Origin of the sequence: Collinsella aerofaciens, from assembly GCF_028209625.1 — a bacterium.
GTDB lineage: Bacteria > Actinomycetota > Coriobacteriia > Coriobacteriales > Coriobacteriaceae > Collinsella > Collinsella aerofaciens_AM.
Genome location: NZ_JAQLDU010000012.1, coordinates 72,164 through 92,826, shown reverse-complemented (window position 1 = coordinate 92,826; position 20,663 = coordinate 72,164). Strand labels below are relative to the sequence as shown.

Here is a 20,663-nt window from a genome sequence, read left to right as displayed (position 1 = left end):
GCGGCTCATCCGGTCCGACCGGGCCGCGCGGCAAGGAGATATATTGCCAGACCGGAGGGGCGCCGTGGGCGGGAATCGCGCACTCCATATTTTGTTCACAAATGAATAGGTCCCTCAGTCGCATCACTGAGGTTAAAACTGAAGCATTGGCTTCTGATATTGGCGATGACCAGCTGGTTTATAGGTGTTAAGGCATCGGTCATCTCTGGAGCGCCACTTTACTCCAAAAGCATCAGCTATTTGTTTCCCGTCGGTAAAAGGCAGGTTTTGTTCGCCAAGCGTTCTTATATATAGAGAAGTTCGGGTTCGAACCCGTGGCGCGGCAACAAAAAAGCGACCAGCCGGAGCCGATCGCTTTCTATTCTATGCTGGATCATCCAGAGGGCGCTTCCGAACTCATTTTCTCGCTGCCATTCATGCTTTCGAAGCATCGTTCGACCTCCACAGCCTCATGTTTTGAGGATCTGCCGTGTTTATCACTGTTATTAATGAGTATGTGGAAGTGATCCTCATACAGATACGTGCGATCCGCCAGAGAACTGAGAAGCATCTCTCTGCAACCCTCGTTGCCTATCCTCGCATCTCTCAGGTCTTCCGGAAATTTACAAGCAGTCTTAGAGTCAATTTGTTTCCGTTTTCAGAGACTTGTTTGAGAGTTTTTAAAGACAGTTCAAAACAATAAGTGAAACACCATAAAGCAGAGCAAGATGTGCCGGATAGAAAATGTAGAAGAAATATTTGAGCTTCAGCCCTCGCTTACCATTATAAAGATTGATAAGCAGCAACGAAACGACCGCGGCAGCAACATCAGGATTAAATACATTAGCTGTAGCAAACTCGAATCCGCCGCCAACTATATGACATGACGAAAGGAGCACTGCGCATACTGCAGCAAAGAACATCTTGGCCTTGCTGTCGTGGAATAAATAGAATGCAGCCACAAGCAGAATGCCATACACACCGCCATCTAGCTTGGTGTATTCAGCTGCCAGTGCTGTCAAAACAATCAGAGCAATTACTGCGATGTATCTTTTCCGTTTTGAAAGACTTTGTATCTTTTCCAGAACAATCAAAAAGACCAAGGAAAGCAGGAGCTCACACATAACATTTTGTTGCCGAAGGTCAAATAGTTGCCCGGTTTGGACGAAATCGTATATGGGCTCCGCAATGATTGCGAAGACAAGCATATTTCGCAGGTACTTCTTTAAGTCATGAGTATGCAAAAATCCCTCAACTATCAAAAAGCAAAATAAGGGAAATGCAATTCTGCCAAGAACATGAAGCATATCCGAAGCCTCGCTTAGAATCGCCCACTGTTCGTCTGATATCTGACTGTACGATGCGTGAGTCATGATTCCATTGGTCAGGACGATCCTGCTTACATGATCGAGAACCATCGAAATGGCTGCTATTATCTTTAATGTGCTGCCGCTAATTCCGTATCTATCTGTTTTCATTTTGTTTTCCTTTCTTTGGGTGGGCCGTCAGGGGTTCAGCCTGCTCCGCAGGCGGCCGCTGCGGCGCTTCGCGCCTTGCGCGCTGCGCTGGCAAACGCTCACGCGTTTACTCAGCTCCGCGCCCCGACGGGTTCGAACCCGTGGCACGGCAACAAAAAAGCGGCCGGCATCCGCCAGTCGCTTTTCCATTCTATGGTGGGCCGTCAGGGGTTCGAACCCTGGACCTTGGGATTAAAAGTCCCCTGCTCTGCCAGCTGAGCTAACGGCCCGCGGGTGGCATTGTACCACGGTCTGGGACTATTCCCAACTCCATTGGCCGTTCTGGAAAATCACAACTTCACGTCCATCAGGCGTAATGCCCGTAATATCGATGTCGTCCGTGCCAATCATAAAATCGACGTGCGTGCTCGAGACGTTAACGCCATGCTCCAGGAGCTCTTCCTTGGACATGTCATACCCACCCTCGATGCATTCGGGGAAACCGACACCTAGCGCGAGATGGCAGCTAGCGTTCTCGTCATAGAGCGTATCGTAGAACAGTACGCCACTTTCGCGGATCGGCGTGTTCTTGGAGATGAGCGCGACCTCTCCCAGGTGAGCAGCGCCCTCGTCAGTATCGATGATGCTCGCAAGCGTCGCCTTACCCACGCGGGCATCGTAGTCCACTACGCGGCCCGCCTCGAACTTAATCCAAAAATCGTCAACCTTGTTACCGTGGTGAATGAGCGGCATAGCCGAATACACGATACCGTCGGCACGCATACGATCAGGCGAGGTGAAGACTTCCTCGGTGGGAATGTTGGGGAAGAAGGGGTGTCCATCGGGTGTCTTGCCCTTGCCGCCGGCCCACTCGTGACCTTTCGTCATGCCAATCGTCAGATCGGTTCCATTTGCCGAGGTGTAATGCAGGTAGTCGAAACGATTGTCGTTCAGAAAACGCAGGTTCTTTTCGAATGCGGCGTCATGAAGCTCCCAGTCGCTCTCCGGGTCCTGGCCATCGGCACGAGCGGTGTGTAGAATCGCATTCCATAGCTTATAGATCGCAACCTCATCCGCATCGCCCGAGAACACCTCGCGAGCCCAGGCAACGACCGGCGCGCCGGCGATGCACCACGGGTTGATGTTGTAGTCCAGCCCACGGCGGAAGACCTTGCACTGCGTATTCCTTGCCTTGGAAGCCGCGGCGGGCTTGGCGGGGTCAATGCCCTTCAGAGCCGCTGGGTCAGCTCCCTCGATAAAGATAAAGCAGGCGCCGTCCTGGGCCAACGAATCCAGCTGCAGGCGCTTCCACTCGGGCGTCTGCTCAAAATAGCTTTTATCGACATGCTCGTACGTAAGCCTTGTCACGGCATCGTCAGCCCAAATAACCGTCACGTGACCGGCACCGGCGGCATAAGCCTCCGCGACCACCACGCGCGCAAACGGCGCGCACTCAACCGGAGACTGAACGACAACCTCCTGGCCGGGCTTGACGTTTACGCCCTTGCGAACAATCAGGCGCGCGTAGTTTTTAATCTTGGGCTCCAGGGCCTTCATGCCCTCCAGAGCTTCTTCGACCGTCAGGGCAGCTCGAATCATGTGCCACTCCATCTATCTATAGAACAGTAAAAAGGCGCGCCGCAAAAACGACGCGCCTTATATCTTAGCGATAAGTATGCATGCAAACGCTACTTCTTCTTGGAGTCCTTCTTGTCCTCCTCGGCAGCCGAGCGCTCGATAAGGGCGTTGAGCTTGTTCTCGGACATGCCCTCGGCCTGAGTGCGGTACATGTTGCGCAGGGGACGAATACGAACGAAGTCGTAGATAAAGTCACCCAGGATGATGACATAGGACAAAACGATGCCGACCATCTGAACAGGACTGGACACCGTGCCGCCGGGAGCGAAGTAGAGCGAAGCCCAAATGGCCACGACGAGCACCATGCCGATAGCGAGCACAGCCCACCAAATACGGCGGCGCTTGGTGTAGTCCTCATCCTGCTTGAGAAGGATATTCGACACCGTGTAGATGCGATCCTCCTTGGCGCGCTGCTTAGCCTTGCGGGCGCGCTTCTCCTCTTTAGAGAGGCCCTCGAGATTCTCGCCCTTCTCGAGCTCTTTGCGGCGTGCCTTAGACGAAGCCGGCACGACGCGGACAGAGCTCGCTGCCTGACGGGCGGGCTTGGCGGATGCAGCGGACTTGCGCGCAACCCCGGTAACCTCGTGGGATTGCGTGCGCTTGTTCGTGGCGCTACGGGTACTCACTTATGCGTTCTCCTTCATGCTTGTGAACTGGGAGCCCGTGATGATCTGGAAGGCCTCGCGATAGCGCTCGGACGTGCCATCGATGACCTCGGCGGGCAGGCGCGGGGTCTCCCCCGTCATATCCCAGTTGGCTTTGAGCCAATTGCGGACGAATTGCTTGTCGTAGCTGGGCTGAATCTTGCCCTCCTCGTAGCTGGCGGCAGGCCAGAAACGGCTGGAGTCGGGCGTGAGGCACTCGTCGATCAGCGTAACCTTGCCATCGATGACACCGAACTCGAACTTGGTGTCGGCAATGATGATGCCACGGGTCGCTGCATACTCGGCGGCAGCCTTGTAGATCTTGAGGGAAAGGTCGCGAATCTGCGTGGCGATGTCCTCGCCCACGATCTCGCAGCAACGCTCGAACGAGATGTTCTCGTCGTGGTCACCGATCTCGGCCTTCGTGGACGGCGTGAACAGCGGCTCGGGAAGCTTGGAAGCCTCGGTCAGGCCCTCAGGCAGCTGGATGCCGCAGACGGTGCCGTTCTCGTCGTAGGTCTTCTTGCCCGAACCGGTCAGATAGCCGCGGACGATGCACTCGATAGGAATCGTCTGGGCCTTCTTAACCAGCATGGCGCGGCCGGCGAGGTAGTCACGATACTCAGCAAACTCCTCGGGGAAATCCGCCGGGTCGATGGAAACGAGGTGGTTGGGAACGATGCCGGCAAACTTATCGAACCAGAATGCCGAGATGCGGTTGAGCACCTCTCCCTTAAACGGAATCTCGTCGGGAAGAATGAAGTCGAACGCAGAAATGCGGTCGGTGGCGACCATCAGCAGGTTTTCACCGGCATCGTAGATATCACGAACCTTGCCACGGGAATCCGGACGACGCTCCATCGTTGTCACGTGAGTCACTCCTTACCAAAATACGACAGTAATGCGGGTTCTTTCCCGCACGTTTTCGCAAACTCGGAGCGGCAGGGACGAAACCCCTCCTTCACCGAATAGCGAAAAGCTAGTGCTCCATTGTAGTAGATGCCGCGTCCGCCGTGTGCTCGCGAGGCAGATGAATCGTAAAAGTCGTACCCTTTCCAAGCTCCGACTCCACGGAAATGTAGCCATGATGTCGCTCGACGATCTGTTTAGTCACGGCGAGGCCCACGCCCAGACCGCCCGCCTCACGGGCACGGCTAGCATCGGCGCGCCAAAAACGGCCGAAGATGCGCGACAAGTCATCCTTGGCAATACCGATGCCGGTATCAGAAACGGCGACGCTGACGTGTTTGCGGTCACTGAGCACCGACACCACGACCCAACCGCCCTCGGGGGTATAGCGCATGGCGTTGCTCATGAGATTGATGACGCATTGTGTGATCATGTCGGGATCGGCTTCGACGACATCGTCGTGACCTTGCGTCTCGTCAGCAAAGCGCAAGCGCAGATCGCGGTCGACAAACAGGCGCTCCTGGGCATTGACGATGGAACGCACGAAAGGAACCATGTCCACCGGCTCAAGGTTGAGCGGAGCCGTGCTGTTTTCCATGCGCGACAGGTCGAGCATCTGCTGCACCAGACGAGCCAGGCGACGCGTCTCGGAAGCAACGGTTTCCAGATGCTCGTCGTCGGTGGGATACACCCCATCCTGCATGGCTTCGACTGTCGCGAGCATGGCCATAAGCGGAGTACGAAGTTCGTGAGCCACGTCTGAGGTCAGGCGCTTCTCGTGTTTCATATCCTTCTCGAGCGAAGTGGCCATCTCATCGAAGGTCTCACCCAGCTGATCAATCTCGTCATCACCGCGCAAACCAGTACGAGCGGACAGATCGCCATCGCGAATTTGCTTGGCCGTGCTCGTAATACGATGAATCGGCTTGGTGAGCATGCGCGACACGAGCGATCCGATAACGACCGAAATGCAGATTGCAACAACCGCGGCGAGGGCCATGGCGTTAAAGGTCTTCTCCCTAAATGCAGAATCCGCCTTGGTGAGCAAGGCATCGGAGCCGATGGCCCATAGCTTTACCTGTCCGACATGCTCGCCCGAAGACGTTATGATTTCGACGTTGGCAACGCTATCGGAGTCGGTTGGAGCAGACGAGACCGGGCTATGCGATGCTTTTTTACCGCTCGAGCTGCTCGACGCCGATTCGCTCTCGCGCACATCGGCGGTCGCGCTTGCCGAAGGCCATGAGTCGTCATAGACGACAACGCCCTTCTTGTTGACGACCTGCATACTCAGGTCGTCGGATACCAAACTCGATGTCGCGACCGTGCGCAGCTCGCCCGCAGTCCAGTTGCCGTTTTCCTCATACGACGTCGCAAGCTTTTCGGCAGCAGAATTGGCGATCTCGACGATATTGGAGCGCGTGTAATCCGAAAAGACCGTGCCCCACACAACAGAGACCACGCCCACCAGCACCAATACCGTCATGAGCGATGTCAGAGCAAAAGCAAGTGCCATGCGCGAGGGATAGCTCATCGTTGGCCGTGAATCGGAACGAGGCGTGTTCCAACTAGCCTTGGAACCCGCCTCGCTCTCCTGCTTGTGCTTTTGTCCGATTTCAAAGCGCGCAGGTGTCATATGTGATTTCCCTATTTCTCGTCCGGCTTATCGGTCTTGGCCGGAGCCTCGAAGCGATAGCCGACACCGTGGACGGTGTAGAGCCACTTGGGCTTCTTGGGATCATCGCCCAGCTTGGCGCGAAGGTTCTTCACGTGGCTATCGATGGTGCGCTCATAGCCCTCAAAGTCGTAGCCGAGCACCTTCTCGACCAGCTCCATGCGGTTGTAGACGCGACCGGGGTGACGGGCAAGCGTGGTGAGCAGCTTAAACTCGGAAGCCGTCAGGTCGACTTCCTTGCCCTCGACCAAAATCTTGTGGCCCGAGATATCGATGACCAGATCGCCGAAGTCGAGTACCTCGACGGCTGGCTCGTCGGCCTGATGGGCACGGCGGAACAAGGCGCGTACGCGCGCGACAAGCTCGCGCGGCGAGAACGGCTTAATCAGATAGTCGTCGGCGCCGAGCTCAAGACCGATAATACGGTCCTCGATCTCGCCCTTGGCAGTCAGCATGATGATGGGGACATCCGAGGTATCGCGAATGGTGCGGCAAACGCGCTCGCCGGGGATCTTGGGGAGCATAAGGTCGAGCACGACCAGGTCAAACTGATGCTTCTCGAACTCCTCGATCGCGGACTGGCCGTCGCCGACACCCACAACCCAGTAGCCTTCGCGCTCGAGATAGGCAGCGACGGCGTCACGGATTGCCTTCTCATCCTCGACCAGCAGAATCTTTTTTGCATCTGAAGCCATAACACGGCCCCCCTGTCTCAATCAGCTAAGAACAAGCCCATTTTAACGCACCTGAGCCCGCCGGATGCCACTATGACGCGGCAGCTCGGCGGGCGGTACTCACAATTACAACGCGTTTATTCCCCTGTTGGCGCCTTTTTAACCCCTCTAAGCTTAAAGAGAGAATAGGCGTGCGGTGACCGTCTCGGGTATACCCTGGCTGTTGCGCACCGTGGCGTACGTAAGGAATGAGTCCGATTTTCCCGCCGTAGCTGGATAATCGCCATATTCCAAAGCGCGGTCGGGCGACAACAGCGAGCCATAGGTCTTGGCAGAGGTGTCGATGAGAAAATGCGATGCCTGTACCTTAACGAGATATTTATTCTTCTTGCCGGCAGCACATGCGAGCGGCTCGCGGGACAGAAAGAGGTATGGCCCTCCCTCATTACCGATATACGTGCCCATGTTGCCCAGGCTGCCCACGTCACTATAGGTCGCCTCGATAGAAAACACGAAGGTATCGCCCATATATACGGCCTCGAAAGGCGAGACTGACGAGGGAAGGACTAGCTGGGCACGTTTGGTGTTGTTGCCATCGGTCAGATCGATTGCCGTTATGCCATAGTAGACGCCTTCGTCGTTGCGGACACGCGGCGAGATGGTCAAAATGCCGTCGCTCGCGCGCGGGGCCGATGCAAAGCGGCCCATCGATTTCCAAATTACCTCGGCCTTGGATTCATCAAGCGAGCGACGATAGCAAAACGAATCACTACTCGTTTTATTGCCGCCTGCCGAAGGCATTTTATACCAGATGACCGATGACCCGAACGCCGTAAACAGGGGCGGATCATAGTCCTTGCCACCTCGATCGAGCTCAGCCACGTCGCCAGAGAGCGAAGCGCCCGACAGATTTTGAGCGTAGAGCTTCCACGATGAATTGGCAAAGTTCATCTCAACCCACGCAAACACGCCATCGCCGGCACGGACATCGTAAAAAGCATATCCCGTGCCCTCGATAGGATCCTCGATTAATGTGGTAAGCGAGCCATCGCCCAGGTTGAGCACACCAAGCGTATTGGCATGCAGAGCAGAAGCAGGCGCCATCATCGCGGCGGCGTAGTCGCCATCGCAGTAGTACAGCAGCGTGCCCAGCGGCAGCGTCCACGACGCCGCCGGCTCAAGATCGATATCAACAGCTTCGTACTCATCAGTGATCGAGACAATCTTCGAATCGTCCTTGATAACCTGCGGCTCGCCGGCGGCATCGTCGCTGGTGCCCGTTTTTTTCGAGCAACCGGCAAGCACCGTGGCAGCGCCCGCGGCAGCACCGCCGAGCACAAAGCCACGGCGCGATATTCCATTCTTGATGTGGTCGGCGATACCCATTAGGCGATCTCGGCGCGAGCGGCCTCGATAGCGCGCGTAAGCTGATCGGCGCAAGAGGTCTTTTTCATACCGCAGGTATTACCGGCGAGAACCTCGATTACGCGATCGGCAGGAGCACCCTCGACTAACTTGGAGATTGCCTTGAGATTGCCGTCACAGCCGCCGGTAAACTCAACGCCCAGCACCTTGCTGCCATCGTCAGAGAGATTGAGGTGAATATTGCGAGAGCATACACCCTGCGGCTTGTAGTCAAAACTAATCATTGAGATCCCCTCTCAGAAAGAAATTTCAGACGTCTATTATCCCCGCCTGGGCCGACTTATTATCGCAAGCACCGATTCAACATCCTACGATGCATGGACTCGCGGGGGCAAGATTAGCAGTCCGCACCCTGTGCGTGGACCGTGCGCTTCTCCCGATACATATTGTGGTCGGCGACACGATATACATCGGCCAGCGTATTTCCAGCCGTCTCGACGGTCGCCACGCCAATCGATGCGCTGACCGTCAGGGCCTCATCGCTTACCGCGGCAAGACCGAGACGAAGATCCTGTTCCAGCCCGAGCGCAGACTCGTTGTCAGTATGGGGGCAAACCAGCAAAAACTCGTCGCCGCCAAGGCGCATCGGCAGATAATCCGCACCAGCCACCCGCCGCAGCACGGACGCCGTCCGTCGCAGCAGTTCATCCCCCATCTCGTGACCATAGATGTCGTTGGTCCGCTTGAGATAATTGCAGTCCAACATAATCACGCTCACGGGCAAGTCCTCGTTTACCAGGCTATCTCCGCGCGATTCAAGATAGTTGCGGTTGCGAAGCCCCGTCAGTTTGTCTTGATATGACAGCTCCTCGGCATGCTTGACCATCGATATGTTGTGCGTCGCCACGACGACCGACTCCAGCCGGCCTTGCTCATCGCGATGCTGGGGGACAACCTGTAGCGAGTACCAAGCGCCTCGACAATCTCGCACCTCGGCAGCCAAGTACGGTACGCCCTCCATACGTTCACGAAGCGAACTTATATCTACGAGTCCCACAACCGCTTCGCGGCTTTCGGGGCTCACGATATCCCGGCAGACCGTGTCCATAAAGTCATATGCCTCGCTGTGCTCGGCAAATATCTTCGCTATCGCCGGCGACATATTGATCCCCTCGATCTCGAGGGTGTCGAGATGCAAAAGGAAGGTCGAATCGTAGATGGCGCTTATGGCATTGATAATGCCGAGCTGTTTATCCTTTTCGACCAAATTGCGGTGGTCAACGATATTTCGAGCCAACAGCACCACGACCCAAAACGCAAGACACACCAAGACGCCGACGGCGACAAATGAAATCCTGTCAGACATGACCTCAGATTTGGGATATAGCGCAAACAGGCGGTAGTCCTTATATGCCGCACGCACGGCATACCATTCGTCTCCTCGATATTCGATGCGCGTCAGGCCGTCGTCTTTCCACTCAACTCCTACGCTGGTGAGGAGTCGGGCGAGCGGCACGTCAGCATCGGCACTGTTGGATGAGACAATCTCCGCATCCTCCATAACAAGCACCGTGGGACCCTGGTGGAAGGTACTGTTCGAAAGCACGTCGGCTATGGCATATGAATAGTCGTCCGCCGTATCGGAAACAAGTGAGCGGTATGCCAGGGCAACGCCGTCGCCATACGGAACAGCACAGACGGCAAAAACGACACCACGGCGCTCATCGACAGTTGAGTAGGTCACTTTGGAACCTTGATACATCGATGCGACCGGCGAACAGGCCAACTCATCTCGCCACAACATGAGCGGATCGCGACCATCGATGTCGTAGTGGGCAGCCATATGGCCATCGGAGTCCATGACCATCAGCCCCGAAAGGTTCTCGGCATGGACAAATTGCTCGATAAGATCGTCGTTAACCTCAACGCGATCAGAGGACAGGAACGTCACAAACGATTCGACCGCGGCGAGCAAATCGTGCGTCGCCTCGGTTTTTCTCCCCTGTTCGTAGCGGTCATATTTTTCGCAAGCGTTCTCCAAAAACACCATGGTTTCTTGGCCAAACCCAAGCGTTTTTTCGAGGCAGCGATGGGTTCCAACCGTATACAACAGGCCTAACAAGACGGCGCTGATAATAACGCTGGCAGCTATGACGTTCAGAGTCTTTCGACTCAAGCGGTGCTCATCAGTTGTCATGAATTTCCTCCTTGCCCGCCCGTCGTCGCTCCTGTCTTGTAATTGCCCACAATACGGTCAATCGTGCCATCTCGATCCATGTCGAACAGCGCGGTATTGAGATCCTTTACGACCGATCCTTCATAGCTGTCATCAAACGCGACGCCCAGGTCAACCGTCATAACATTGTCGGCAAACACACGGTAAACGCCGGGATACTGAGCAACGAGTCGGTCAAGCGACTGGACATCCGCCATCCAGCAGTCAACGTACCCTTTGACTAGAGCGGCTTTGCAGAGTTCGGCAGAGCCATATGATTTGATTTGAACGTCCGACGAGACCCCCAGATCCCCCGCAAGCAATCGGCGTTCACTCACCGAACCCGCAATCACCGCAATGGTCTTACTTCCATCGAGATGTGCCAAGGACTTGATGCCACTCGTTTTCTTGGCGGCAACCGAGACCGTCACGGTTAGATACGGCTCGGTCCAGTAATACTTATCCTCGCGATAACAGGGAGAATAGTCACACCACAGGCAATCGATATCACCGTTTTTGAGCAGCCGGTCGCGATCGTTCCAGTCAATATCGACAAACTGTGGCTTGAGCCCCGCACGCTTGCAGGCCTCGCGGGCGATGTCGATATCGATACCGGCGTAATCGCCCGTGGTATCGACATACACATAGGGGTCGTTATCCGTAACGCCGATTTTGAGCACCGGGAGATCTCTATCGGCTTCATTCGAGGAGGAAGAACTGCTTCGAACGGTATACGTCAGGGCGCCCGCACAGACGGCAACAAGGAGTATGAGCGTAAACGAGACGATGGTGGCCCGCTTGATGCGTCTGGGCACGTGCCCCCTTTCATCGAAACAGCAGTCGGAGTTCATTTTATTACCCGGGCGCATATGCGACAGTAAAAAAAAGCGCCTCGCCCAAGACGGGCAAGGCGCCAAAGGTTGAAATGCATCCGCAAGCGGTCGAATTAGGTTAACCCTACTCGAAGCTCAGCTGCTCCAGGCGATCGAAGACCGTATCGATGCGGGTGAGGAAGTCCCACGGATCAAAAATCTCGTCGAGCTTCTCCTGGCTGACGGTGCAGCGCGGGTCGGCCTCGAGACGCTCCTTAAAGGTGGGGCCGGAGACACAATCCTGCACCTCGTGCCAGGTTGCCATGGCGTTCTCCTGCACAATGGCGTACGCGTCCTCGCGGGTGATGCCCGTGTCGACGAGGGCCAGCAGCACCTTGGAGGAGAAGATGAGGCCGCGGGTCTTATTGAGGTTGGCCATCATGCGGGCAGGGTACAGCTGCAGGCCGTCGATAACGCGGATGAGGCACTGGAACATGTGGTCGAGGGCGATGAAGCTGTCGGCCTGGGCGACACGCTCGGCAGAGGAGTGCGAAATGTCACGCTCGTGCCACAGGGCGACGTTATCGAAGGCAACCTGGGCGTTGGACTTCACGACGCGCGACAGACCGCAGACCTTCTCCATGGTGATCGGGTTGCGCTTGTGCGGCATGGCGGAGCTGCCCTTTTGACCCTTGCGGAACGGCTCCTCGGCCTCGAGCGTATCGGTCTTCTGCAGATTGCGAACCTCGGTAGCGATGCGCTCGCAGGTGGCCGCGGTGGTGGCGAGAACGCCGGCGAGATAGGCGTGATGGTCGCGGCTGATAACCTGCGTGGACAGCGGGTCGTGAACCAGACCCAGGTGCTCGCAGACATACTCCTCGACAAACGGTTCGATGGAGCTGTACGTGCCAACAGCGCCCGAGATGGCACCGAAGGCAACATTCTTGCGGGCGTCCTCAAGACGATCCAGATCGCGCTTGAGTTCCCAGGCCCAAGAGCCGAACTTCATGCCGAAGGTCATCGGCTCGGCGTGGATGCCATGAGTGCGGCCGGCACAGAGCGTGTTGCGCTCCTCAAAGGCGCGACGCTTGCAAATCTCGCCGAGCTTCTTGACGTCCTCGATGATCAGGTCGCAGGCCTGGGTGAGCTGGTAGCACAGAGCCGTGTCGCCCAGATCGGAGCTGGTCATGCCATAGTGAACCCAGCGGCTGGGCTTGGGGTCGCCCTCGGGAACATCGGCGTCGATGTACTCCTTCATGTTGGTCAGGAAGGCGATGACGTCGTGGCGCGTGACCTCCTCGATCTCGTCGACCTTTGCCTTCTCAAAGTTGGCATGGTCGCGAATCCACTGGGCTTCGTCTTTAGAAATGCCGATCTTGCCGAGCTCCGCCTGGGCCTCACAGGCCAGGACCTCGATCTCCTGCCAAATGGCGTACTTGTTCTCGAGGGAGAAGATGTGTCCCATCTCCGGGCGGGTATAGCGATCGATCATAGCGGCTCCTTTTTGGTTATTGGCACGTTGGTCGTAACCCAACCATTGTACCGTGCGCAGGTGCAAGTATGGGCAGCAGGCATTAACCTAACATTTTGGAATTGGAGCGGGCAACGGGACGTCCGCGTATTTGCTTCGCAAATCCGCACCGGCTGCGGTCGATCTCCTCGGATTCACGGAGACGATGGGGAAGACTTTGTTGAATTGGCCGCCCCAAAGTCTCCCGCGCTCGATGGAGCGGGCAACGGGACGTCCGCGTATTTGCTTCGCAAATCCGTACCGGCTTCAGGCGCCTGCCGGCGCCTTCGCCTGCTCGCTACAAACGCTTCGCGTTTGTTTTACGCTCGCACCCTGGCGGGTTCGAGTCCCGGCGCTTTATTGAAAAAAGCACGGCACCGGAACGGTGTCGTGCTTTTACTTTTTCTGGAGCGGGCAACGGGACTCGAACCCGCGAGTGTCAGCTTGGGAAGCTGATGCCTTACCACTTGGCGATGCCCGCTTGTGTGTTGGCTAGTATAACGCGGTTGTCTTGTTCGATACAAGGGTGGCGATGCTTGTTTTAGCCGTGGAGATTCGTTTGAAAATCGCATCAATTGTGGAGACGAGGACCTTTGGCCTCCTGTTCTCCTTATCTTCTACCTGCGCTTTTGCCTGATTGTTGTATTTGAGCTCAATTTGTCAGGAATTGGGCAAGCTTTTGGTCAGGCTCCGGTACTTACCCGCATGAACCTCGGGGGTAGCCTCATCCTACGCGTCGCAACCTCCCCATGCGGCGCACGAGGGATAAGGAGCAGCCATGTCCAACGCACCCACGCACTCTGTCCACAGCGCAATCGCAACAGGTCCGCTGCTCCTGCTCCTCTTCCTGCTTTTCGGCTGTCTGGCACCGGGAGCCGCATTTGCCGTCGATGGCTACGACCAGCTCGGCTTCCGCACTATTAGCGATGATTGTGGGCCCTTCTTCATCGGCAAGTATGAAGCTCAAGACGCCTCGATTGCCTACTGCATGAACCAGGAGCGCCCCGGCCCCACCAAGCCGGGCGGCCCATGGCTCAACTTTGATCAAGGCTGGGTGTGGCTCGACGACGAGTTCGCGGCAATCGTTTGTCACGGATATCCTACCGCCACGTCGTTTGGCGGTTACCATCTTTCACCCGATCGCGCCCGCGCTGCCACCCAGCTTGCCGTATGGATGCTCAACGGCACTACCCATGTCGACGGCACCTACTCCTACACGACCGCTCAGGGCAAAACCAAGAGCGGGCACTTTACCGCCGACAATGAAGTCGTGGCGGCTGCGCGGTGGCTCCACGACAGCGCAAAATCAGGAAGCATCGAAGCCGCTCCGCACCGCGCGCGGCGCTATATAGGAACCGTATCGGGCGGCAGCAAACGTCAAGACATGCTCTATGTACTGCCGGCGGTCTCTGTTTCCTTCCAAAAGCAGTCTGCAAACGCTGCCATTACCAGCGGAAACAATACTTATCAGTTTGACGGGGCAACATTCGATGTTTTTGAGAGCGCCAGCGGCGCGCGTGTCGGCACCGTCCAGATGGACAGCAACGGTCGAGCGCAGGCAACACTCCTACCCAACACGGCATACTACCTAGTTGAAACGAAGGCGCCGGCCGGCTATGTCCCCCGCCCCGATCGCGTTGCCTTTACCACGGGGAATGATGGCGGGCAGGTCGCCATCGATGAACAACCCGGCGCCATCACCCTGCATGTCGTAAAACTCGACGCCGCAACGAATGCAGGCCCCCAAGTTGGGGCTTCGCTCGCAGGAGCAGAATTCGTGTGCGTATCGCAATCAACCCCTGGATGGACACAAACTCTCAGGACCGATGAAAGCGGTCGAGCTACCCTCACCGATGTCCCCCTGGGAACCTTTACCATCTATGAATCGAAGGCGCCCGAGGGCTATTTGCCCTCCGGTGACAGTTGGTCTTACACCGTTGGAGCCGACCAACTCGGCGATTCAGGCGTGGTCGAGATCGAATCTCGCGTTTCCGATATCCCCATTGCGTTTGACCTTGAGATTTCAAAATTCAAGGACTACGGCAATAGCGATCAATCCGGCCTGGAGCAGCCGGCAGGAGATGTTGTCTTTGAGGTTGTCAGTAACAGCTCTCAGCAGGTTGTTGGCACACTGACTACAAACATCTATGGCTTTGCCTCCACCAAAGACCAGCCCGAAGCATGGTTCGGCACAGGCAAGCGACCAGCCGGTGTCCACGGAGCCGTCCCATACGACCGCGCCGGCTACACGGTTCGTGAGGTTCCGGAAACCGTCCCCGAGGGTTTTAAACGTGCGGGGGAATGGACCGTCGAGGCCAATCAGATTTCCGACGGCGCCGAGCTTCAATATATCGTGGACAACCACGCTCTGTCGACGCATCTCCAGATTGTAAAACGCGATGCCCAAACAGGCGCTTCTGTTCTCCTAGCCGGATTCACCTTCCAACTCCTCGACAGCAATCACAAACCTGTCTCACAAACATGCTGGTATCCAGCACACAACGTAATGGACACCTTTACGACTGACGCGACCGGCACCGTCACACTGCCCGAATCGCTCGTGCCGGGCACCTATTATGTACGCGAAACCTCGGCCAAAGAGCCCTATCTTGTCGGCGGAGAGATCGAGGTAAACATACCCGCCGATACAAACCTAACGCCCGTTGCAATCGTCTCGTATTATGACCACGCCGCGACCGGAAACATCAGGATCGTTAAAACCGATGCCGTAGACGGCAGCAGCCTCGCGGACGCCATCTTTGAGATCCGTGCCTCAGGTGATATCGTGCGCCCCGACGGTAGCATTGCCGCGCTTGACGGTGAGACTGTCGCTACCGTCACGACGGATGAAACTGGAGAAGCACGCGCAGACGACCTCCCGCTGGGATCTGGCACCGCACGCTACGAGGTTGTCGAGACTCAAGCGCCGGCAGGCTTCTTACTCGATCGGACATCCCATATTGTCGACCTTACTTATGCCGACCAGAAAACACCCGTTGTAGAAGCACGGCTTAACGTATCCGACGATTACACCAAGGTTGATATCTCCAAGGTCGATGCAAGCGGAGAGCAGGAAATGAAAGGCGCACAACTCACCTTATATGGTCCCGATAAAACCGAAATAGACTCCTGGACCTCATCCGACAAGCCGCACCGCATCGAACATCTTGCACCCGGCACCTACTCGTTGCGCGAAACGATGTCTCCGCGGACCTATGACCTTGCCGAGGAGATAACGTTTGAAATAAAGGATACGGGAGAAGTCCAATCCGTCGCGATGAAGGATGCGCCCATCGAGATCAAAGGACAGGTCGACAAGCGTCAGGAACTTGTCCAACCTATCGGGAAGGGTCTGTTGGCTAACGGCGATGGAAAAAACCGCGCCGCGATGCAAACCAATACGGATGGGCTTTTCTCCTATACCATCGATGCTCGAAACGATTCCGCTACTTGGGTTGATGAGTTTACGATTACCGATGATCTTGAGTGCGCCAAAGACGGCACGGCGAGATTCGTCTCAATCGAAACCCCCGTCGCCATCGGCGACCTCAACGGTCTGTGCAACGTGTGGTATCGCACGACGCCGTTGGACTCGACAGACATCGATGAGCCGGCAAACGCGACGCTTGACGATGGGCACGAAAATCCTTGGCTTGAGTTCGACGAAGTAAAAGAGAGTCTGGGTGAGGATTGCCGCCTCGTCGATTACGACGGCTGGCACCTCTGGAAGGCGGATGTCTCGACCACGGAATCCACCACGCTCGAGGCGAAAGAACTCGACCTTGCATCCAATACCGTCGTGACGGGCATTCGCATTGAATACGGTGCAGCAGCCGCCGACTTTACGACTCGAAGCGATACGGATTCTTGGACCCGCGATGATCTCAAAGATGAGCACGACGACCTTGACGATGCCAGAGCAATCCTTGGCACAGACGCTCGGGGCGCAGTCGTGCACATGCAGGCAACGTCGGCTTATACACCCCAAACTGCACTCACCAACAGCGCACGCGTCGATCTTTGCCGCAACGGCGGCGGCGATAAACTTGAGTCACATGACGAGGACAGTGTCATTCAACGCTGTACCCTACCGCAGGACCTACCGGCAACAGGATCAGCCCCCATCGCCGCTTGCATCACCGCGCTCCTGACCTCGGGTGCCGCAGCCCTATGGTTCGCTCGCCTTAGGTCAATCCCAAAGAAGCGCTAGCGCGATGAAAAAGCGGGCGAGCCAGTCCCCCGGCTCGCCCGCTTTCAATCATTTAAATCGCCGTATCTACTCTGCAGACGAAGATCCACCATCAACGATTGCTTGCTCGGACTCATGAATCCCATCGGCACCCGTGCTCTGTTCTTGCTCCACCTCTTCGCTGATTGCGGAGGCGGGGGTCGAGCCCTTCGCGCCCACGATATAGGCGGCTCCAAACCCCAACGCAATGGCAATCAAGGTCAAAATCACGTAGACAGGCCAATGGCGCTTAATATACGAAAACACGTTGACTCCTTAGAGCTCCGTCTACGAACGGCGGATAACCTCGGTCACGACCTCGGATACCGTGGCAATGTTCGTCGGGTTGACATTGTGGGGCAGGTCGTCCTCGGTACGAGCACAAGCCAGGCGCGTGCCGTCCACGCCGGCGATGGTGAGGGCTCGGCGGCTCGCCTCGAGCGCGGCGTAGGCATCGGTCTTGGCATAGGGCATCTCGAGCGCGCCACAATCGACATGGAACGACTTGCACACCTTGCTGACCAGGTTCATGATGCGGCGATCGCCCTTGAGCAGCTGCTGTTCGCCCTCAACCGTCACCACCGAAAGCCTACCGGCGCCGACGGATTCAAGATTGATGAAGAATACGCCGCGGAGCTTATCGCGATGCGAAGCCAAGAAGGCCTTCATGCCGGCGCCATCACAATCCGAGGCGCCCGTTGCCACAAACCAGATATCGTGACCGAGCAGCTCATCGTCACCCATAGAGGCGACAGCCGAGAGCATATCTTCGGAAGAAGCGCCGTCGGAAGACGTAGCGCCGCCCTTCCAGCCATCGTTGTCGTCCTCGAAATTATCCCACGAACCGATGCCGCGACCGGACTTCTTGGCATCGTAATCGTCTTCGACGCCCAGCCAGTCACTCATGCTGTCCTGTTCGTTTTTCTTTTTACGACCGAACAGGCCGCCCAGGCCGCGCTTGCGAGACTTGGGTGCCGCAGGGGCGGGAGCCGAAATGGTCTCGATCGGCTGCGCGCCCGACGCAACGGGCATAGGAGGCGCAACGGGTGCCGATGTGGGTTCGGGACCCTGAGCGGTAGCAAAGGGGTCGTTGACCTGTGCGGAGGGATCGGGAAGGTCGAACAGCGACGTGCGAGACGCAACGTTTGTCTGCTTCATCGACGGCAGCGACGGATCGGGGACCGAAGCCAGCGGAGACGAGGAGGGTGCAGGCGACGGTGCCGACGCCGGATCGGGAACATTCATCTGCGGACGCGGCGATGCTTGGGAGGAAATCTGGGCCATAAGGGAATCGACCGTTTCGTCCTGGGTGGGAGCGACATTGGCAACCGTGGCACCGGAACCACTCGAGGTCGGCATGGTGAAAATCTGCGTGGAGTAAGGCCTCGACTCATCCGTCTCGGGAGTCTCGGAAACCGCAGGCACTTCCTCCTGCTCGACCTCGGTCGAATCACCTTGATCGGCTGCCGCGTATTGCTCTTCGTCAGAGTTGGCCTCGACGGGCTCGTCCTCGGCGACATCTTGGATTTCGGCAGCATCAATAGGCTCGTCATCGTCTGCCGCGTCGCCCTGCTCATCGGAAACAGGAAGGGGCCCGGCAATCGCGGTGCCTTGCTTTTCAAACGTTATCGTGGAATCGAACTGCGCGGCATCAAACGACATGGTGCTATCGACATGTTGCTGAGCCTCGAAAGACGTCGTCGCCTCAGCAACATCCGCGGACGCCGGTTGCTGGGACTCAAAGGACGTCGTAGCTTCGGCAGCGTCGACGGGCACGGACTGCATAGCCTCGTTCTGCTCGAGCTCTTGCGCCGCGCGCTCACGTGCCGCCTCGGCTGCCTGCTGCTGAGCGATAGCCTCCTGCTCGGCAGCCTCGCGTGCGGCAGCGCGCTTCTCCTCGAAATCGTCGACAAATTTCTTGCCCTTTGCAAGCGCACCCTTAAAGAAGTTGGAAGCACTGGCGCCAATCGAAGAGAACGCGGATACAATATCGGCATGGGGCGTTGCCGCGGGAATCTCGGCCGAGAAATCAGTATCGCTCTCGTAAGACACGCGCCTCGGCTGTTCAACGTAATCGTCGTCAGACTCGTCCGTAACGTCTTGCGCCGGCGCGGCGGGAGCCAAAATGTCCAGTCCTGCCGCGGGATCGATCGCGGACACCGCCTCGGGCTCGGCAACGGCAGCGGTAACCGCGGCAGACTCATCATCCACGGCGACAACGGGCGCAGGTGCAGTCACGACGGGGGCAGGCTCGGGCTCAAACGTCGGCTCCTCGCCTTCCTCGTAATCGAGCGTGCAGGACTCGGGAAGCATTCCGAGCGCACGGATGGCATCCGAACCAAAGCGGATGTTGCCGGCGGCATTGCGATAGAGCTTGGGCTCGGGCTCGGCCGCGACAGGCTCCTCCGCCGGCTCGGCAGCGGGAACCTCGTCATTGAACTCTTCGGCCTGGACAGCCTGATTCTGATCCTCGGGCACGATGGCGCCAATCAGCGTCTCGTCGGCAGACGCACCCTCAAAGCCCTCGATCTGCTCGTCGAAAGCCTCGCCCTGTTCGGGCTCGGTCTGAGCGTCGGAAGCAATCGGCTGGCCGAACTCGTCCTCGGCGTAGGTAGGCTCTTCATACTCGATGGTGTTGCCGTAGTCGTTTTGCTGTTGGGCCGCGGCATACTCCGCCGCTGCGCGCGCCATTTCCTCGGCACGACGCTTCTGCTCCCCAAAATAGGTATCGAACGGAACATCGTCGGGAAACTCGTTTTCGCCCTGGAAGGGAGCAACGTTGTCCATAACGCCGAGCATAGCGGCGACAGAAGACTTGTTGCACACTGCGCCGGACGTATAGGGAAGCACAAAACGGTTAGAAATGATGTTTGCCGCGTTGGCGAGCGCAACGAGGGAAGCGAGGATCGCGACAATCCACAGCAGAACCTTGAGCGCGCCGGGGAGCGGCAGGATACGCAAGATGGCAACGGCAGCAGGGGCAACCGTGGCAACGGGCAACAGCTTGGCGATGAGCGCACGATAAGAAGCATAGGGCTCGCGGGCGAGCAGCTCAGCACGGGGAGAGTCGTAGTGTGCGACAACGACCACCGGGCGGTTGCGCGGAGACGCGAGCGGGCCCGAGGCCTTGTGGTAGGCGATGACATTTTGGCTCACGCCCGTCTTGCCCAGGCGCGAAACCACGGGGTGGCCCGTGCGTTCGAGCACGTAAAGAACGGCGCCGGCAATGGCCAGCAAGGTGCCGACCAAGCCGATGCCGCCGCCGATGCCCATCAGTAGGGCGCCGGCAAACGCAAGAATACCGGTAACGGCAAATGCCAACCTACTGGGCGCCGGGGCATTGAACTCCTGAACCTCGGGATCAAAGCCGTGGTTGCGGAAGATCTGAGCGATATCCTCGGCAGCCAAGCGCTCTTCTTCGCTGCATGCCGGCGTAATGCCGGTGTTCTGCAGCAGGTGGTTAATATAGTTCTGGGTGTTCGCCATGTGCGCTCCACATCCATAATCCGACAAATAGGCCCAATGCATGCACATTAGAACCGTATATAGTCGAAAGT

Annotated in this window: 14 protein-coding genes and 2 tRNA genes; 1 reads left to right on the top strand and 15 read right to left on the bottom strand. The window is 57.2% G+C overall.

Annotation, left to right across the window (positions count from 1 at the left end; genetic code table 11):
* Positions 1-659 precede the first annotated feature (659 nt).
* From PMW70_RS07135 to PMW70_RS07075, 13 genes are all read right to left on the bottom strand, one after another.
* Entirely contained in the window at positions 660-1,457 is a 798-nt protein-coding gene (locus PMW70_RS07135; protein WP_271744361.1) for a TraX family protein, read from the bottom strand.
* Positions 1,458-1,650: 193 nt separating this feature from the next.
* Positions 1,651-1,726, bottom strand: a tRNA-Lys gene (locus PMW70_RS07130).
* Positions 1,727-1,754: 28 nt separating this feature from the next.
* A complete protein-coding gene (locus PMW70_RS07125) occupies positions 1,755-3,035 on the bottom strand; it encodes an aminopeptidase (protein ID WP_271744360.1) in 1,281 nt (426 codons plus the stop codon).
* 89 nt (positions 3,036-3,124) lie between these two features.
* On the bottom strand, positions 3,125-3,700 hold the full coding sequence (locus PMW70_RS07120; RefSeq protein ID WP_117790800.1) for a hypothetical protein: 576 nt from the start codon (positions 3,698-3,700) through the stop codon (positions 3,125-3,127).
* A complete protein-coding gene (locus tag PMW70_RS07115; RefSeq protein ID WP_271744366.1) occupies positions 3,701-4,579 on the bottom strand; it encodes a phosphoribosylaminoimidazolesuccinocarboxamide synthase in 879 nt (292 codons plus the stop codon).
* A 118-nt stretch (positions 4,580-4,697) separates the two neighbouring features.
* Positions 4,698-6,263 carry a sensor histidine kinase gene (locus PMW70_RS07110; protein ID WP_117786700.1) on the bottom strand — a complete coding sequence of 522 codons (1,566 nt, stop codon included), beginning with the start codon at positions 6,261-6,263 and terminating at the stop codon, positions 4,698-4,700.
* Between the two features lie 11 nt (positions 6,264-6,274).
* A complete protein-coding gene (locus PMW70_RS07105) occupies positions 6,275-6,997 on the bottom strand; it encodes a response regulator transcription factor (RefSeq protein ID WP_271744359.1) in 723 nt (240 codons plus the stop codon).
* 153 nt (positions 6,998-7,150) lie between these two features.
* Entirely contained in the window at positions 7,151-8,362 is a 1,212-nt protein-coding gene (locus PMW70_RS07100) for a twin-arginine translocation signal domain-containing protein (protein ID WP_117786702.1), read from the bottom strand.
* Positions 8,362-8,625, bottom strand: coding sequence for a TIGR03905 family TSCPD domain-containing protein (locus PMW70_RS07095; protein WP_089572560.1), 264 nt, complete (start codon positions 8,623-8,625; stop codon positions 8,362-8,364). The genes PMW70_RS07100 and PMW70_RS07095 overlap by 1 nt, the downstream gene beginning before the upstream one ends.
* A gap of 113 nt (positions 8,626-8,738) precedes the next feature.
* Positions 8,739-10,538 carry a GGDEF domain-containing protein gene (locus PMW70_RS07090; protein ID WP_271744357.1) on the bottom strand — a complete coding sequence of 600 codons (1,800 nt, stop codon included), beginning with the start codon at positions 10,536-10,538 and terminating at the stop codon, positions 8,739-8,741.
* Positions 10,535-11,371, bottom strand: a complete 837-nt coding sequence (locus PMW70_RS07085; RefSeq protein WP_158551316.1) for a substrate-binding periplasmic protein — start codon at positions 11,369-11,371, stop codon at positions 10,535-10,537. Before PMW70_RS07085 ends, PMW70_RS07090 begins: the two co-directional genes overlap by 4 nt.
* 142 nt (positions 11,372-11,513) lie before the next feature.
* Entirely contained in the window at positions 11,514-12,860 is a 1,347-nt protein-coding gene (purB, locus tag PMW70_RS07080) for an adenylosuccinate lyase (protein ID WP_055251306.1), read from the bottom strand.
* 424 nt (positions 12,861-13,284) lie between these two features.
* A tRNA-Gly gene (locus PMW70_RS07075) sits at positions 13,285-13,359 on the bottom strand.
* A gap of 297 nt (positions 13,360-13,656) precedes the next feature.
* Between PMW70_RS07075 and PMW70_RS07070 the strand changes: the two genes are divergently transcribed.
* Positions 13,657-17,088: a SpaA isopeptide-forming pilin-related protein gene (locus PMW70_RS07070; RefSeq protein ID WP_271744356.1), complete on the top strand. Its 3,432-nt coding sequence runs from the start codon at positions 13,657-13,659 to the stop codon at positions 17,086-17,088.
* Positions 17,089-17,154: 66 nt separating this feature from the next.
* On the opposite strand, the gene PMW70_RS07065 is transcribed toward PMW70_RS07070, so the two are convergent.
* On the bottom strand, positions 17,155-17,373 hold the full coding sequence (locus PMW70_RS07065) for a hypothetical protein (protein WP_117584015.1): 219 nt from the start codon (positions 17,371-17,373) through the stop codon (positions 17,155-17,157).
* Between the two features lie 21 nt (positions 17,374-17,394).
* Positions 17,395-20,592 (bottom strand): hypothetical protein, encoded by a 3,198-nt coding sequence (locus PMW70_RS07060; RefSeq protein ID WP_117629997.1) that lies wholly within the window; start codon positions 20,590-20,592, stop codon positions 17,395-17,397.
* Between the last annotated feature and the right edge of the window lie 71 nt (positions 20,593-20,663).